Source organism: Streptomyces sp. NPDC059679 (assembly GCF_042734105.1).
Lineage (GTDB): Bacteria > Actinomycetota > Actinomycetes > Streptomycetales > Streptomycetaceae > Streptomyces.
The window spans coordinates 1-15,917 of sequence record NZ_JBHWES010000022.1 but is presented as its reverse complement, the minus strand read 5'-3'; the positions used below and the strand labels follow the sequence as shown (position 1 = coordinate 15,917).

The 15,917-nt window shown below is 70.6% G+C and carries 14 protein-coding genes; 9 read left to right on the top strand and 5 right to left on the bottom strand.

Annotated elements, in window-relative coordinates; translation table 11 throughout:
* Positions 1-138 precede the first annotated feature (138 nt).
* Genes ACFV2X_RS23515 through ACFV2X_RS23500 form a run of 4 tightly spaced genes read left to right on the top strand, consistent with a single transcriptional unit; the run spans position 139 to position 4,927 of the window.
* A complete protein-coding gene (locus ACFV2X_RS23515) occupies positions 139-1,416 on the top strand; it encodes an extracellular solute-binding protein (RefSeq protein WP_385619552.1) in 1,278 nt (425 codons plus the stop codon).
* A 4-nt stretch (positions 1,417-1,420) separates the two neighbouring features.
* Positions 1,421-2,404, top strand: coding sequence for a carbohydrate ABC transporter permease (locus ACFV2X_RS23510; protein WP_385619549.1), 984 nt, complete (start codon positions 1,421-1,423; stop codon positions 2,402-2,404).
* A gap of 7 nt (positions 2,405-2,411) precedes the next feature.
* Positions 2,412-3,284 carry a carbohydrate ABC transporter permease gene (locus ACFV2X_RS23505; RefSeq protein WP_385619547.1) on the top strand — a complete coding sequence of 291 codons (873 nt, stop codon included), beginning with the start codon at positions 2,412-2,414 and terminating at the stop codon, positions 3,282-3,284.
* Positions 3,285-3,334: 50 nt separating this feature from the next.
* Positions 3,335-4,927, top strand: coding sequence for a glycoside hydrolase family 43 protein (locus ACFV2X_RS23500; RefSeq protein WP_385619544.1), 1,593 nt, complete (start codon positions 3,335-3,337; stop codon positions 4,925-4,927).
* A 40-nt stretch (positions 4,928-4,967) separates the two neighbouring features.
* Here the strand turns inward: ACFV2X_RS23500 and ACFV2X_RS23495 are convergent, their stop codons facing one another.
* On the bottom strand, positions 4,968-5,570 hold the full coding sequence (locus tag ACFV2X_RS23495) for a TetR/AcrR family transcriptional regulator (protein ID WP_089513861.1): 603 nt from the start codon (positions 5,568-5,570) through the stop codon (positions 4,968-4,970).
* A 209-nt stretch (positions 5,571-5,779) separates the two neighbouring features.
* On the opposite strand from ACFV2X_RS23495, the gene ACFV2X_RS23490 reads away from it, so the two are divergent.
* The 5 genes from ACFV2X_RS23490 (at position 5,780) to ACFV2X_RS23470 (ending at position 11,016) form a co-directional block, all read left to right on the top strand.
* Positions 5,780-6,733, top strand: a complete 954-nt coding sequence (locus ACFV2X_RS23490; RefSeq protein WP_385619541.1) for a hypothetical protein — start codon at positions 5,780-5,782, stop codon at positions 6,731-6,733.
* Between the two features lie 157 nt (positions 6,734-6,890).
* Positions 6,891-7,973, top strand: coding sequence for a glycoside hydrolase family 113 (locus tag ACFV2X_RS23485; RefSeq protein WP_385619539.1), 1,083 nt, complete (start codon positions 6,891-6,893; stop codon positions 7,971-7,973).
* A gap of 101 nt (positions 7,974-8,074) precedes the next feature.
* The gene (locus ACFV2X_RS23480) at positions 8,075-8,899 is read left to right on the top strand and encodes an ABC transporter ATP-binding protein (RefSeq protein WP_385619537.1); all 825 of its coding nucleotides are present in this window, start codon (positions 8,075-8,077) and stop codon (positions 8,897-8,899) included.
* Entirely contained in the window at positions 8,896-9,801 is a 906-nt protein-coding gene (locus ACFV2X_RS23475; protein WP_385619535.1) for an ABC transporter permease, read from the top strand. The genes ACFV2X_RS23480 and ACFV2X_RS23475 overlap by 4 nt, the downstream gene beginning before the upstream one ends.
* A gap of 57 nt (positions 9,802-9,858) precedes the next feature.
* Positions 9,859-11,016, top strand: a complete 1,158-nt coding sequence (locus tag ACFV2X_RS23470) for an ABC transporter substrate-binding protein (RefSeq protein ID WP_385619533.1) — start codon at positions 9,859-9,861, stop codon at positions 11,014-11,016.
* Positions 11,017-11,035: 19 nt separating this feature from the next.
* Here ACFV2X_RS23470 and ACFV2X_RS23465 read toward each other — a convergent pair whose 3' ends face one another.
* The 4 genes from ACFV2X_RS23465 to ACFV2X_RS23450 form a co-directional block, all read right to left on the bottom strand.
* Positions 11,036-11,527: a hypothetical protein gene (locus ACFV2X_RS23465; RefSeq protein ID WP_385619532.1), complete on the bottom strand. Its 492-nt coding sequence runs from the start codon at positions 11,525-11,527 to the stop codon at positions 11,036-11,038.
* Between the two features lie 151 nt (positions 11,528-11,678).
* Positions 11,679-12,548 carry an SAM-dependent methyltransferase gene (locus ACFV2X_RS23460; protein WP_385619530.1) on the bottom strand — a complete coding sequence of 290 codons (870 nt, stop codon included), beginning with the start codon at positions 12,546-12,548 and terminating at the stop codon, positions 11,679-11,681.
* A 160-nt stretch (positions 12,549-12,708) separates the two neighbouring features.
* Positions 12,709-14,883, bottom strand: a complete 2,175-nt coding sequence (locus ACFV2X_RS23455; RefSeq protein ID WP_385619529.1) for a glycoside hydrolase family 95-like protein — start codon at positions 14,881-14,883, stop codon at positions 12,709-12,711.
* A 302-nt stretch (positions 14,884-15,185) separates the two neighbouring features.
* Positions 15,186-15,917 (bottom strand): triphosphoribosyl-dephospho-CoA synthase (locus ACFV2X_RS23450; RefSeq protein WP_385619526.1); only part of this gene is annotated, 732 nt, incomplete at its 5' end.

The window sequence follows — 15,917 nt, the reverse complement described above, 5'->3', positions numbered from 1 at the left end:
CAACCGGTTCCTACATTGAGCCCGCCTGGACACGGCGCAAAGGGCAGAAGAATCCACGCAATTATCGAGCGTCGAAACTTTCGAAATCCCGAACTTGCAACGGCGCAATGCCGAACATGGAAGCAGAGAGGTGAGGGCATGAAGTACCACGCCAGCCGGAGGGTTTGGGTGGTGGCGGCCACAGCCACGGTCATCGCCCTCACGGCATCGGGCTGCGGAAGCGGCGCGGGCGACTCGGACGGCAAGACCACGCTGACCGTGACCACCCAGGTCGACTACGGATACCGGGACCTCTACAAGGAGTACGAGAAGAGCCACCCCGGCATCAAGATTCGCGAGGTGCTTGTCGACGACCTGCCGAAGAAGCTGGTCACCCAGCTCGCGGCGAACCGCGGCGCCTCCGATGTGGTGGGCCTCGGCGACGACACCATCGGCAAGTTCAAGCCCAGCTACCAGCGCTTCGTCAACCTCGCCGACCACGGCGTCAACAACACCGACGACCCGTGGGTGCAGTGGGCGTACGACTACGGCACGGTCGAGAACGGCAAGTACGTGATGGGCGTGCGCACCGACATCGGTGGGCTCGGCATCTGCTACCGCACCGATCTGTTCAAGAAGGCCGGGCTGCCCACCGACCCCGAGCGCGTCGGTCAACTCTGGCCCACCTGGGACAAGTTCACCGAAGTCGGTGAGGAATTCCGGGCCAAGGTGAAGGACGCCTCCTTCACCGCCAATACCGGAGACATCTGGGTCGGGATGGAGAACCAGCACAAGGAGACGTTCTTCTCCGAATCCGACGACTCGTTCATGGCCGATGAGAACTCCGGCCTGAAGCAGGACTTCCTGACCGCCGCGAACATGTCCGTACGGAAGGTCAGCGGCGGATACCCGCCCTTCACCCCGGAAATGGCCAACGCCCTGAAGACCGGCAAGGCGGCAACCGCTGTCTGTCCCGCCTGGAAGCTTGACCGCACCAAGGAGGCATCCGGCCCCGGAAACTCGGGCAAGTGGTCGGTGGCCGCGGCCCCTCAGGGCGGCAACTGGGGCGGCTCCTATCTGCTGGTGCCCAAGCAGACCAAGCACACCAAGGAGGCGGTCGAGCTCGCCCGCTGGCTGACCTCGTCGAAGGTCCAGAAGAGGCTCTTCCTCTCCAAGGGCTATCTCTCCAGCCATCCGTCGGTCTACAACGACCCCACCGTGCAGGCGAAGAAGGACACGTACTTCTCCAACGCCCCCACCGGCAAGATCTTCGCCGAGGCCGTCGACAAGATGCAGCCCATCTACCGCGGCACCAAGGACAGCGATGTGGCCACGGCCTTCATGAACGCGCTGCTCCGGGTCGAACAGGGCAAGCAGAAGCCGGAGGACGCCTGGAGTCAGGCGGTCTCCGACGCGAAGAAGGTGGCGGGGGACTGACCCGATGACGGTCACCGAGACCCGCCCCGGGCCGGAGGCCACCACGGCCTCCGCCCCGGGGCACCACCCCCGACGCCGTGCCTGGCGATCCCGTCTGACCCGCTTCGATCTGCGCTACACCCCGTATGTCTTCATCGCCCCGTTCTTTGTGATCTTCGGTGTCTTCGCGGTCTGGCCGCTGCTGTACACCGGCTGGATCTCCTTCCACAAGTGGGCGATCATCGAAGGGGACCAGGGCTGGCTCGGACTCCACAACTATCAGGCCCTCTTCGCCGACGAGTACTTCTGGAACGCGCTGCTCAACACCACCCTGCTGCTGGTGCTCGGCACCGGTGTGCAACTGGCCGTGGCGTTGTGGCTCGCCGGTGTCCTCAACCGGAAACTGGGCGCCAGCGCGGTCTGGCGGGCCGGCGTCGTGCTGCCGCATATCGTGTCGGTGGTCGCCGTCAGCCTGGTGTTCGCGCAGCTCTACGGCTTCCACACGGGCGTCGTCAACGATGTGCTGAGCCTGGTCGGCATCGACCGGGTCGACTGGCAGGCCAGCCGCTGGACCGCGATCCCCGCGGTCGCCACCATCATCATCTGGCGCTGGGCCGGCTACTACGCGCTGATCTTCCTCGCCGCCATGCAGGGCATCCCGCGCGAGCTCAACGAGGCCGCGATGCTCGACGGCGCCTCCAGGCGGCGCATCTTCTGGTCGATCACCGTGCCCTCGATCCGACCCACCATCATCTTCTCCGTCGTCATGTCGACCATCGGCGCCATGCAGACCTTCACCGAGCCCCAGCTCTTCGACATCCAGGGCACCGAGGGCACCGGTGGCAGCGACCGGCAGTTCCAGACGCTGATGATGTACCTCTACGAAAAGGGGTTCCGCGAGTTCAACGCGGGCTACGCGGCCACCCTCGCCTGGGTGATGTTCCTGCTCATCGCCATCGTCTCCGGCATCAACTACGCGCTGTCACGGCGCATCGCCTCGAAGGACTGATGCCGTCATGGCCCTCGCCACCCACTCCACGACCGGCCGCCGCCGGCCCAAGTCCGACGGCGGCCGGCGCCCCGGATTCCTCGTCTACGCCACGCTCGTCGGCGTGCTCGCCGCCTCCGTGTTCCCGCTCTACTACTCCTTCATCCTGCCCACCCGCGACAACTCGGCGATCGGCGACTCGCTGCTCACCCTCACGCCGGGCGGCAATCTGCTCCACAACATCCAGCGCGTCTACGACACCGTCGACTTCTGGCTGGCCCTGCGCAACTCGCTGATCATCTCCACCACGGTGACGGTGTGCTGCGTCCTGCTGTCCTCGCTCGCCGGATTCGCCTTCGCCAAACTGCCGTTCCGGGGGCGCAACGCCCTGTTCGTCGCGGTGGTGATCACCGCGATGCTCCCCACCCAGCTCGGCATGATCCCGCTGTACATGCTGATGGGAAACCTCGGCTGGATCGCCACCCTGAAGGCCGTCATCGTCCCGGCGCTCGTCAACGCCTTCGCCGTCTTCTGGATGCGGCAGGCCTGCGACGAGTCCGTGCCGTACGAGCTCGTCGAGGCCGCCCGCGTCGACGGCTGCTCCACACTCGGCATCTTCTGGCATGTGGCGCTGCCCGCGATCCGCCCGCAGGCCGCCGTGCTCGCCATGTTCACCTTCATGGCCACCTGGAACGACTTCATGTGGCCGCTGATCGTCCTGGACCCGTCCGTCACCCCGACCGTGCAGACCGCGCTGTCCTCGCTGGCCAGCGGGTACGCCCTCGACTACACGCTCATCCTGTCCGGCGCCGCCATCGGTGTGCTGCCGCTGCTGCTCGTCTTCCTCCTGCTGTCCCGGCAGATCGTCGCCGGTGTGATGCAGGGCGCCGTCAAGGGCTGACCACCCGGCAAACCGCCGCCGCGTTTCCCAAGCCGTACGAAAGGACCTGCATGACCGCGGGCCATATCCGCAACCCCGTGCTGCCCGGATTCCACCCGGACCCGAGCATTGTGCGCGTCGGTGCGGACTACTTCCTCGCCACCTCCACCTTCGAGTGGTTCCCGGGCGTGCCCGTGCACCGCTCCACCGACCTGGTCCACTGGGAGCCGGCCGGCCATATCCTGGACCGCGCCGACCTGCTCGATCTGCGCGGCGTCCCGGACTCGGCCGGGGTGTGGGCGCCCTCGCTCTCGTACCACGACGGCCGGTTCTGGCTGGTGTACAGCATCGTGCGCACCATCGGCCATCCGTACAAGGACGTCGACAACTACCTCGTCACCGCTCCGGACATCTCCGGTCCGTGGTCGGAGCCGGTGTTCCTCAACTCCTCCGGCTTCGACCCCTCCCTCTTCCACGACGAGGACGGGCGCACCTGGCTGCTCAACATCCAGTGGGATCCTCGCGATGGACACCCCGCCTTCGCGGGCATCCTGCTCCAGGAGTACGACCCCGGAAAACAGGCCCTGATCGGGGCGCCGCGTACGGTCCTCACCCACGATGTGCTGATCGAGGGGCCCAATGTCTACCGCCACAACGGCTGGTACTACCTGATGCTCGCCGAGGGAGGCACCGGCTGGAACCACGGCATCCTGATGGCCCGCTCGCGCGAGCTGACCGGACCGTATGAGCTCGACCCGGCCGGCTCGCTGCTGACCACTCGCGACGCACCCGAGTGGCCACTGCAGAAGGCCGGCCACGGCGAGTTGGTGCGGACGGGCGAGGGGGAGTGGTTTCTCGCGCATCTGGCCTCGCGCCCGGTCCGCACACTCGCCGGGGCGCGCTGTGTGCTCGGCCGGGAGACCTGTCTCCAGCGAGTGGAGTGGACCGACGACGGCTGGCTGCGGCTGGCGGACGGCGGTCGTCTGCCGAGCCTGGAGGTGGCCGCCCCCCGCGGTGTCGCGCCGACCCCGGCGCCGGTCCGGCCCGCCCGCGACGACTTCGACGCGCCCGAGCTCGCCGGGTACTGGAACACCCTGCGCGCGCCCGCGACCCCCCAGTGGCTGAGCCTGACCGAACGCCCCGGCCATCTGCGGCTGCGCGGCCGCCAGAGCCCGCATTCGCGCTACGACCAGAGCCTGGTCGCCCGCCGGCTGACGTCGGTGCGCTGTGAGGCGACGACGGTGGTCGACTTCCGCCCCTCCCACTTCAGCCAGCTCGCGGGCCTGATCTGCTGGTACGACACCACCACCCACTACTACCTGCGGCTGACCCATGTGGAGGGCAGGGGCCGGGTGCTGGGCGTGGTGTTCACGGACGACGGCGCGTACGGCGAGCTGCCCTCCTGTGAACTCGACGTCGACGCGTGGCCGCTGGTGCATCTGCGGGCCCGCTTCGACGGTCCGGAGTTGCGCTTCGCCGCCTCGCCGGACGGGGTGTCCTGGCAGGACGTCGGCCCGGCGCTGGAGGCGACCAGGCTCTCCGACGACTACGGGGACCGGCTGCGGTTCACCGGGGCGTTCGTCGGGGTCTGCGTCCAGGACCTGGGCGGGACCCGGGTCGCGGCGGACTTCGACTGGTTCGAACTGCGCGATCTCGCGCCGTGACCGGCCGCCCGGCCGCCCGGTCACGGCGGGCCGGGCGGGGTCAGGACAGGCCGAGCGCGGGGAAGACCGACGCGTCGAGGAAGCGGAGGAGGTAGTCGGAGTCGGCGGGCTTCCCGTCCAGCAGCGATCTGACCCGCATCACACCGATCAGCTGGGCGGGGACGAACTCGGCCGCCACGCTGTCCGCCGGGATCTCGCCGCGCTCGATCGCGCGCCGGACCATGACGGCGATCACCGACACCTCACGGGAGAACAAGGCGTCGTGCAGGGCCTGGAGCAGGCTCGGGTCGCTGAGCGCGGCATGGCCCAGCGCGTACAGCAACGTGGTGTCCGAGTCACACATCCGCCCCACGACGCGCGCCGTCTCCCGCAGGTCGCCGACGAGGCTGCCGGTGTCGATGCCGTCCAGCGCCATGCGCCGGTCACAGCGGCGCAGCGCGGCGGCGACCAACTGGGGTTTGGTCTTCCACTGGCGGTAGAGCGTGGACCTGCTCGCCTTGGCCCGGGCGGCGACCCCCTCGAAGGTGCAGGCCTCATAGCCGCCCTCGGTCAGCAGGGCCAGGACGGCGTCGAAGATCTCCTGCTCGCGCTCGGGACTGATCTTGGAGCGGCGTTGGGTGTCCGCCGTGGTGGGCGCTGCCATCAGCTCGGCACTCTCCTCCCGCTATGAGCTTTTCCGCCAGTGCCTCGGCCCTGTCGACCGTGGTCGACTGAGGTGAGGGTGCGGTATGCGACTGTGCGGCACAACACACGGTACACGAGCGTATCGATACGCGCCTGTGCCGATACACTGTTGTATCGATACGCAGATGTATCGCAGCACGTCCATATTCAAAGGGGCCGGGTAATGCCGTGAACGCCACCCTCATAGCCGTCACCCTCGCACTCCTGTCGGCCGTCGCCTACGCGACCGCGGCCGTCGCACAGGAGCGCCTTGCCGCCCGCACCGGCCCGGGCGGACTGCGGCGACTGCTGGCGCAGGGCGCCTGGTGGTCGACCGTCGGACTCAACTCCTCCGGGGCCCTGCTCCATGTGGCAGCCCTCAAATTCGGGCCGCTCACCCTGGTCCAGCCCCTCGGTGCGCTCACGCTGGTCGCCGCCGTGCCGCTCGGCGCCCGGGTGGCAGGACGGAGTGCCACCCACGACGAGTGGCGGGGCACCGCGCTCACCCTCGTCGGCCTCGGCGCGTTGCTGCCGCTCACCGTCGGCGACGGCGCCCCCGACCGGACGCTCGGCACCGTCGCCGCGCTCGCCGTCGCCGCGATCGTGCTGGCCCTGGCGGGCCTGCTCATCCAGGCCCGCCGCGGCCGGGGGCTCGGCCACGCCGCCGCCTCCGGCATCACCTCCGGGGCCGCATCGGCGCTCACCCAGACATTGACGGTCGCGGGCCTGGCCCTGACCTGGCGGTTCGCCATCGTGGGCGTGCTCGTCGCGGGCCTGGCCGTGGGCGGGCTGCTGCTGTCCCAGACCGCCTACACCGGTGGCCTCGGCGCACCGCTGGCCGTTCTGACCCTCGCCAACCCGCTGGCCGCCGCGGCCATCGGAATCGCCCTGCTCGGCGAGCGTGTCCACGGCGGCCCCGCCGGTGTCGCGCTGGCCGGCCTGGGCGCCGTGGTGGCCGCGCGCGGTGTGGTGCTCCTCACCCGCGCCACGCATCCGGCACCCACCGCGCCACCGCTCCCGGAGCCGCGCACACCGGCGGAACCGCTCCTGGTCGGGGAACCGCTCGTGGTGGTGGGGCCGACCCTGGTCGCCGAGCCGATTCTGGCCCCCGACCCGTTCCTGGTCAGCGCTCCGGGACGGTGATGTCACGGAGGCGCGGGCGTCCTCGGCGCAGGCGCCCGCGCTTCCGCACCCGGACCTCCGATGGGCTCGAGCGCCAGATAATAGAGTGCTCCGGGTCGGTGTACGCCCACGCCAGCCACGCCATCTCCCACGGATTGGGCGAGGAAGGCCCTGCCCGATGAAAGCGCTGAGGCGGGCGACCGCGGCGGTCACCGCCGCCGTCGCCGTCCTGACCGGATGCTCGACCGGCGGGGACGACCCGCCCGATTCACGCCGAAGCGGCCACACCGGCTCCGCCGCCCCCGGCGCCGGACCGGCCCAGCGGATGCGGGGGATCACCCTGCCCGCCTGGAACACCGACGACTACGACCGGCGCGAGGCCCGGCGCTATCTGCGGCAGATCGCCGACACCGGCGCTCGATGGGTGGTGTTCACCCCCACCTGGTACCAGGACGGGAGACGCCGGTCCGCCATCCACGCCACCGAGGAGACGGCGAGCGACCACAGCCTGCGCCGGATCGTCGGCCTGGCCCACGCCGCCGGGCTGAAGGTGATGCTCAAACCCCATGTGGACCTGGCGGACGGCGGCGACCGCGCCGAAATCAAGCCCGCCGACCGGGAGGCGTGGTTCGCCGCGTACGAACGCTTCATCACCCACTACGCCGGCCTGGCCGAGGAACTGGACGTCGAGCAGTTCGCCGTCGGCACCGAACTGGCCGGCACCTCCGCCGACCGCCGCCGCTGGCGGAAGGTGATCGCCGCGGTGCGCGGCGCCTACCGGGGCCCGCTGACCTACGCCGCCAACTACGACGAGTACACCCACGTCCGCTTCTGGAGCTCCCTCGACCTGATCGGCATCGACGCCTACTGGCCGCTCGCGGACGCCGCCACCACCGACCCCGCGCGGCTGGCCAAGGGCTGGAAGCCGATCGCCGCCGAACTTGCCGCGTTCGCCGCCCGGGAGGACAAGAAGATCCTGTTCACCGAGGCCGGTTACGTCAGCCAGAGCGGCACCGCCGCGGCGCCGTACTCCTGGACCATCAGCCACCGCGCCGGGGCGGACGAGCAGTCCGCCGCCTACCAGGCCCTGCTCACCGCCTTCGACGACGAGCCGTGGTGGGCCGGGGTGTGCTGGTGGATGTGGGACGACTGGCCGGACAGCGGCGAGACCGAGCGGCGCCTGGCCTACACACCGCACGGCAAGCCCGCCGAACAGGTGCTGCGCCAGTGGTGGCGCGAGGGCGGAGCGGCCGGCCGATAGCCGGTCGCGGGGTCGGCCGGCGGTCGGTGGCGTCCCGACCCTTGTCTGAATCTGACGGGTCGTCATATCTTCTCTTGGAAAACAGCGGGAGGAGACACGGGGTGGAACCGCACACCACACCCACGGCCGCACCGAAGGTGCGCGCCCGCGCGGTGACCCGCAGCTTCGGGCACTCGGGCAGGCACGTACACGCGCTCGGGCCATTCGATCTGGATGTCCAACACGGGGAGTTCTGCTGCGTCGTCGGCCCGTCCGGCTGCGGCAAGTCGACGTTTCTGCGCATCGTCGCCGGGCTCGTCCGCCCCAGCGGCGGCGAGGTCGAACTGCGCGCCGGCCGGCGCCACCCGGCCGCGATGATCCCGCAGGACTACGGGATCTACGACTGGAAGACCGTGCTCGCCAACGTCCGCTTCGGCCTCGATGTGCAGCGCGTCCCGCGCAAGGCCGCGAACGCACGGGCCCGGGACTGGCTGGACCGGCTGGGCCTCGCCGACTTCGCCGACGCCTACCCGGCCGCGCTGTCCGGCGGTATGCGGCAGCGGGTCGCGATCGCCCGCGCGCTCGCCGTGGAGCCGGAGGTGCTGCTCATGGACGAACCGTTCGCCGCGCTCGACGCCCAGCTGCGCACCATCCTCCAGGACGAACTGCTCGCGGTCTGCCAGGCGACCCGCACCACCGCGCTGTTCGTCACCCACAGCCTGGAGGAGGCGATCGTGCTCGGGGACCGGGTGGTGGTGATGTCCGCCAGGCCGGGCCGGGTGATCGCCGAACGGCGGCCGCCGTTCGCACGTCCGCGCACCGGAGAGCTGCGCCGCTCCCCGGAGTTCGCCGCGTTGCAGTCCGAGCTGTGGGAGCTGCTGCGCGGTGAGGTGCGGACGGGAGCCGGTGGCGCCGCGATGGCGCAGCCCGCGGGGAAGCGCTCATGAACGGCGAGGCCGCGCTCGGCGCGGACCGCGCCGCCCAGGCCGATGCGGCACCGGACGGGCCCGCCGAGACCGTGCTGGTCCGGCGCCCCGGGCCCCGGGAGCGCGATCCGGTCCGCGCCCATCGGAGCCGTCTCGCCCTCGAGATCTCCCTGGCCGTCGCCGTGCCCACGGCGCTGATCCTGCTGTGGCAGCTCGCCGCGTACCGGCACTGGATCGACCCCCGCGTCTACCCCGCCCCCTCCACGATCGCGGCCGACGGCTGGCAGCGCGCCGCCGACGGCAAGCTGTGGCCGGACGTATGGGCCACGCTCCAGCGGGTGATGGCCGGCTATGCGGTCGGCACGGCAGCGGGCTATGCCGTCGGGCTGCTGATGGGCGCGGTGCGGATCGTCCGCGCCGCGCTTGAGCCCCTGCTCGACGCGCTGTACGTGGTGCCCAAGCTCGCGCTGCTGCCGGTGTTCCTCAATATGTTCGGCCTCGGCGAGGGCCCGCAGATCGCGCTCGTGGCCACCACCGTCTTCTTCTTCGTCTGGATCTCCACGATGGCGGCCGTGATGGGCGTCGCGGAAGGGTACCGGGAGGCCGGTCAGGTCTTCGGCGCGGGCCCGTGGCAGATGTTCCGCCATGTGCTGCTGCCAGCCTCGCTGCCGCAGGTCCTGGTGGGCATGCGGGTCGCGGCCGGGGTGGCGGTCCTGGTGATCGTCGCCTCCGAGCAGATCGCCGCGGACGACGGGCTCGGCCATCTCATTTTCGACTCGCGGGCGCTGTTCCAGAACGACGTGATGTTCGTCGGCATCGTCTGTGTGGCCGTGCTCGGCGTGGTCTTCTCCGAACTCGTACGCTTCGTCGGCCGCCGACTCACCCCCTGGGCCCCGCGGGACCGCGGCCGCCCCCAGTCCTGACCCTCACTCCCGACCCCTGTCTCATCTCGGCCTCACCGGAACCGGAAGGCAACACCCATGCCAGCACCCGGACCCTTCCTCACCCGCGCCCTGGCCACCGCCGTGACCCTGCTGGGCGTCCTCGGCTCCCTCACCGCCTGCGATGTGCAGACCTCCGACTCGGCGCACTCAGGCGCCGAGCGCAAGGCCCGTCCCATCGCGCCCGTCGCAGGCTGCACCAAGGGCTGGACCGACCCCTCCGACCTGTCCGAAGACCGCGCGCCGGCCCGCTGTGAGCCCGGCGCGCCCGCGCCCAAGCCGCTGAAGAAGAAGACGAAGGTCGTCGTCTCCGCCAGCACCCTGAACGCCGAGTACCTGGCGCCGCTGCAGATCGCCCTGGCCAAGGGCGAGTTCGCCAAGGAAAAGCTGGACGTCGAGGTGAAGCTGCTGCCCACCCCCGACGCGCTGCCGCTGCTGGCCAAGGGCGATATCGACGTCCAGTACGCGGCGCCGGAGGCGGGTGTGCTCAACGGCATCCGGCAGGGGTTCGACATCCGCTGGGTCGCCGGGAACTTCTCGCCCGCGCCCGGCTCCAAGAGCGGGTTCTGGGCCCGGCTGCGGCCCGGGCAGACGGCCGGTGAGGTCGGACTCAAGGACCGTACCGTCGGCACGCTCATCGGCAAGGGCTCGGTCATCATGTATCCGATGGAGAAGGTGCTGGCCAAGCACCAGGCCGACGTGGACAGCGTCCGCTTCCAGCAGCTGGGCCCGGCCGAAGTCCTCACCTCGCTGAAGAACGGCGGTGTGGACGCGGCATGGCTGCTCGACCCGGTATGGCGCGAGGTGGACGGCGACGCCGGCTACGCCTTCCTCGGCGGTCAGCCACGGGGCGAGCCGCTGGGCGGACTTCTCTTCGGCCCCGATCTGCTGACGGGCGATCCGGATGCGGGAGTGGCGTTTCTGCGCGCCTACATCCGCACCGTGAACACCTACTTCGCCGGGGACTACAAGAAGGACAAGGGCTTTGTGAAGGAGCTCGGCGAAGCGCTCAAGACCGAGCCGGACACGCTGTCCGCCGTCCCGTCGCTGCGCATGGACTGGGAGATCCGCGACGGCACGGTGGACCGTCTGCAGAAGGCGTACGCCGCCGCCGGTGTGACCGAGGGCGATCCGCTGCGCGAGGACCGGGTGGTGGACCGCTCGTTCTACGCGGAGGCGGTCGGCCACAAGCCGTAACTCATGAGGGTCGCTGAGGTCAGTCGAAGACGAACGGGCCCGGCGTCTGCTTGGCCAGCGCGTCGCAGGTGATCAGGACGGCCCCGATCGAGATGCGGAACGAGCCACTGCCCAGGTAGGAGTCCAGACTGTCGCCCGGCGCCACCGTGCCGACGAGCGTGAACCGTATCGGGGAACCCGCCGGGATGGCCGGGCTGGAGCTGTTGGTGAACGTGGTCGTGCCCGGTCCACCGTTCTTCTCGAACCGCAGAGTGGCGGAGATGGCGTTCGCCGGGATCGCGACCGGGGCGGTCAGATCCGGGGAGCCGGGCGTGATGGTGGCCCTGGTGCCGTTCTGGGCGGCGTGGAGGGTGAGCTCCACGATGCCGAGCATGGTGCAGTCGTACGGGGCCGTGGCGGTGTCCGGCGACACGGCGGCGGCCGTGGGCGCCAGGGCCACGGCCCCCGCGAGCAGCGCCGCGCAGGCGGCGGCGGTGGCCGTGGCGCGTAACCCGGGAGTGGTACGTCTCATCGCTCGTCCCGTCCGATCCATGTCCGCATCGCTGATGCCCGGTCAGAAGATGGGGCTCATTGACGCGCAGGGATCTTCAGAAGGCAAGCGCCGCGCCGCTCCCGGCGGCCGGGTGTGAGAGGCTCCTGTTCCGGCGGGTCAGGACGGCGGGTCAGGAGCCCGGCTTACGGGCGACCCCCACCCAGAAGGAGACCTCCTCGTCGGTCACATCGCCGGTGTTGGTCCCGGTGTCCGGGGCCGCCAGTTCGGGGTGCCAGCGGTGCGGCACCTCGATGCCCGGCTCGACCAGCTCAAGACCCGTGAAGAACCGTTCCACCTCGGCCTTGGTGCGGATTTTCCCCTGGATGCCACCGCTGTGGTAGATCTGCACGGTCCGCTGGGTCGCCTCGGGGTCGAAGTCCGGCGTGATGTGGCTCAGCACCAGGTACGAACCGGGGGCCAGCGGCTCCAGCAGGCGCTGGACGATCGCGTACGGGTCCCACTCGTCGGGGACGAAGTGCAGCAGCGCGCACAGGCTCAGGGCGACGGGCTGGGACAGATCCAGCACCTCGGTGAGTTCCGGGGCGTTCAGGATGGTGTTCGGATCGGCGACATTCGCATCGACGTAGGCGGTGCGCCCCCGCGGGTCGCTGCCCAGCAGGGCCTGGGCGTGGGCGAGGACGATCGGGTCGTTGTCGGCGTAGACGATCCGGGCTTCCGGGGCGATCGACTGGGCGACCTCGTGGAGATTGGGGCTGGTCGGAATGCCCGTGCCGATGTCGAGGAACTGGCGTATGCCGCGCTCGGCGGCGAGGTACCGGATCGCTCGGTGCATGAAGGCGCGGTTGGTGCGGGCGGCGATCATGACGCCCGGCCACATGGTGAGCACCTTGGCGGCGGCCTGGCGGTCGGCGACGTAGTTGTCCTTGCCGCCCAGGAAGTAGTCGTACATCCGGGCGCTGTGCGGCTTGCCCTGGTTGAGGGGGCTGCTGGGGGGCTCCGGTCCGCTTCCGGTCTGGGCTGCTACCCCTTGAGCGGTCACGTGTGATCTCCTCATTTCAGGGCTTTTCAGGGCTGTTCGGCGCACGATCCCAGGCCGCGCGTCCTGGCACAGGATCGTAAGCCGCCCGCCCACCCCGCGCCTTCACGGGGTGGGCATAACTGTCCTGGCGAAGCCCCAAGTTGTCCACGGCGGGTACGGCTCAGCCGGGCAGTCCCCACGGCTTGGCGTCGCCCACGGCCGGCACATCGCGCGGGTCCAGGTCGGGGTCGGTGCCGCGCGGCACGACGACCGCCGTCCCGTCCCGGCCCAGCGGGATCTCGATACGGCCGGGGGCCGTCTCCCGGTAGCTCAGCCGCCGTCCGCGCTCGTCCCGTACGTCGATGGCGCCCTCGATGCCATGCGCCAGCACCAGCGGCGCCCCCGCCTCGCTGTGTACGCGCACCCACCGCGTCCGGCCGCCCGAGCGGTCCGCGTCCACCAGGAACGCGCCCTGGGTGCGCAGGGACTGGACGGAGGCGTCCGGCCAGCGCCGCGACAGGGAGGGGAAGACCCGTATGACGCCGCCGTGGCTCTGCACGGCCATGTCGAGGATCGACTGGGTCGCCGTCAGCGGGCTCTCCGTGCCCAGGTTCCCGCCCTCCACATACATGGTGTTCGGGGTCATCCAGGCGTTGTTGATGACCTTGCCGTCGGTGAAGAAGGTGAGGAAGTCCAGGGCCTCCTCGGGCCGTTCCATCCGGGATGCCATCGAGGAGGCGACGCCGTAGCTGTAACCCGCCCACAGTGCGCGGTCCCTGACCCAGTGGTCGAAGGTCGTGCGCATGATGTCCCGGTCGCCCGCGCGGTCCCAGTCCAGCTCGCCCAGCGGGTAGAGCCACAGCATATGGGAGAAGTGGCGGTGGGACTCGGTCAGCGGCTTGTCCGCGCCGATCATGACCCCGGTCGCATCGCGCGGATAGTCCACCAGGCGCCGGAGGATCTCGCGCCAGCGCGGGGCGTGCGGATGGTCCGTACGGAGGATGCGCAGACAGTCGAGCAGGGTGGCGCAGCCCCAGCGCAGCAGCGACAGGTCGTACGTGCAGTCCTCGGCGTCCGCCCACTCGGGCGACCGGGTCAGCGGCAGATGCAGTTTGCCGTCGCTGCCTTCGTGGAGGAAGTGGTCGTAGAAGTTCACCGCCTTGACGAGGATCGGGTAGAGGACGTCCCGCACGATCCGCACGTCCATGGTGTGGCGGTAGCTGAGCCAGACGTTGTGCATGGCCCAGATGAGGTTGCCGTTGTTGTCGGTCTTGGTGGAGGTGCCGGGGATGCCGACGGTCTTCGCGCCGGGGCGCAGCATCCAGTCGGAGGGGTGGGCGAGGGCGTAGGTCTGGCCGTCCTGGTACTCCGGTGGCACCGAGAGCGGCAGGTATTTCTCGAAGGCTTTGAAGGTGGAGGTGACCGAGTCGAGTTCGAGGTGGTTGGACCCCTGGATCAGCCAGGTGGCGATCTGGACGTTGAGGTTCCACCAGACCGCGGTCCAGCTGCCGCCGGTCTCCGGATACCACGGCCCCCACTCGGACATCGAGGGTCCGCCCGCCCGGGTGGCGCACGCGGCCTTGTAGAGCTGGATCCAGTAGAAGTCCTGGAGCCGTTTGTCGGGTACGGACAGCAGGCTGCGCCGGTAGAAGCGGTTCCACCAGCCGCGGTGCTCGCGCACCAGCTCGTCCGGGTCGGCGGCCAGCGTACGGGCCACTTCGGCGACCGCCAACTCGGTCGTGCCGTCCAAGTCCTCCGGGAAGCGGTAGACGATATGGGCGGCGAGCAGACGGCCGGTGCCCACCCGCCGTTCGCGCCAGGCGGTGGCCCAGCCGCCGCCCGCGATCAGGGGCTGCTGGACGTAGTGGGTGGCGCCCGTGGAACCGGTGCGGGCGTCGGGGTTGCCCGTGTAGTCCGCGGGCTTGTCCTTCTGCCGGGGCGAGATGGCGGGCATCCAGGTGAACGACCAGGCCGCGGACTGCTCGCCCGCGCTCGGCCGGGTGGAGATCAGCAGCGCGGTACGGGAGTTGTGGACCAGCATGGAGAAGCGGACGCTGCCCCGCGTGGTGGTGACGGTCCCGCGCAGCTCGGCGTCCCAGAGGTCGAGGGTCCAGTCGATATCGGTCACCTCGCCGGCGAGCGTGAGGTCGAAGTGGCCGATGGGCAGCCGTGAGAAGCCGTACGGGGCGCGCCACTGCGGCCGCTGGTCCTGCACCTGGCTGTGGCTGACCATGACTTTCACGGAGTTGGCCGTGGCGCCCCGGTAGATCTGCACACCGAGCAGCCCGTTGCCGAGGAAGGGCCCGTCCTTCCAGTCGCCGGGCAGCCGCCGCCACCGCATGGCAGCGGCTCTCACCAGCCGCTCATGTGTGTTTTCCGCCCGGGCCGAGGCTCCTTGGGGCGCGGCCCATGCGGTGCCGGATCCGGTCAGCCAGCCTCCGGCGCCGACAGCGGCGGCGGTGCCGATCACACCTCGCCGAGAGATTCCGTTCCCCGTCCCTGAGGTCACGTACATGCCTCCCATACCTGGTTGTGAACTACCGGGCATAGTGCAGGCTCAGTCGGTGGTAAGGAAGACCTCCGACCTATTGCAATTCTGGAGGGTGATGAAGTCGCAGGTGAGGGGATACGGTGACGATGCGCTGGCCAAAGGTCCGATCAGACAGCCCTGTTGGAGGGGTGGGCCAGCGGCGCGGGGAGGCCGTCCAGGAAGAGCGCCCCGGCGAGCACCGCGGCGCTGCCCCGGGGCGCGACGCCGAGTTCACCCAGCTCGGCGTCCAGCCTGGCCAGGGCGGCCGTGCCCGCGGCCGTCGCCGTGCCGCCCGCCTCGAGGACGCCGCGCGCCCCGTCCTGCACCCGTCGGAGCACGGGCGGGCCCGCGTGGTACAGCGGCCCGGTGTCCTGGAGCGTGCTCATCACGGTGAGCAGTGTGTCGAGACGGGCCTGCGCCTCCGTGGCCCCCGTACTCCGCGCCCGGGACAGGGCGTCCAGGGCGCGGAGTACATGCGGAAAGCCGGCTCGCGCCTCGCCGCACGCGCCCGCCGCGCCGTAGGTGGCGGAGACCTGCGAGCCCGGCGAGGGCCTGCGCGGGGCGCGCCGGTCCGGGTGGGCCGCGATCCGCTTGGCGGCGGCGGGAAGTTCGCGGGGCGGGGCGGCGGCCGCGACCAGCAGCCCCGTCACCCACAGCGCCCCGCGGTGCGCGCCCGCGGCCGGGCCGCCGCAGGCCCGGGACATCATCCACTCGGCACCCCGGCCGATCGCGCCCAACTCCTCGCGGAGCACCGGCGTGGGCCCCCCGGGGGGGGGGGGCGCCCCCGCGCGGGGCCCGCACGCCGGCGGCGACGCCCAGGGGCGCCCCCCCCGCCACCCCACAAGCCCCCCCGGCGGGCC

Excerpts from the sequence above, each read along its gene's own strand:
- ACFV2X_RS23515 (WP_385619552.1), top strand. The coding sequence starts at position 139 with ATGAAGTACCACGCCAGCCGGAGGGTTTGGGTGGTGGCGGCCACAGCC.
- ACFV2X_RS23510 (WP_385619549.1), top strand. The coding sequence starts at position 1,421 with ATGACGGTCACCGAGACCCGCCCCGGGCCGGAGGCCACCACGGCCTCC.
- ACFV2X_RS23505 (WP_385619547.1), top strand. The coding sequence starts at position 2,412 with ATGGCCCTCGCCACCCACTCCACGACCGGCCGCCGCCGGCCCAAGTCC.
- ACFV2X_RS23500 (WP_385619544.1), top strand. The coding sequence starts at position 3,335 with ATGACCGCGGGCCATATCCGCAACCCCGTGCTGCCCGGATTCCACCCG.
- ACFV2X_RS23495 (WP_089513861.1), bottom strand. The coding sequence starts at position 5,570 with ATGGCAGCGCCCACCACGGCGGACACCCAACGCCGCTCCAAGATCAGT.
- ACFV2X_RS23485 (WP_385619539.1), top strand. The coding sequence starts at position 6,891 with ATGAAAGCGCTGAGGCGGGCGACCGCGGCGGTCACCGCCGCCGTCGCC.
- ACFV2X_RS23475 (WP_385619535.1), top strand. The coding sequence starts at position 8,896 with ATGAACGGCGAGGCCGCGCTCGGCGCGGACCGCGCCGCCCAGGCCGAT.
- ACFV2X_RS23470 (WP_385619533.1), top strand. The coding sequence starts at position 9,859 with ATGCCAGCACCCGGACCCTTCCTCACCCGCGCCCTGGCCACCGCCGTG.
- ACFV2X_RS23465 (WP_385619532.1), bottom strand. The coding sequence starts at position 11,527 with ATGAGACGTACCACTCCCGGGTTACGCGCCACGGCCACCGCCGCCGCC.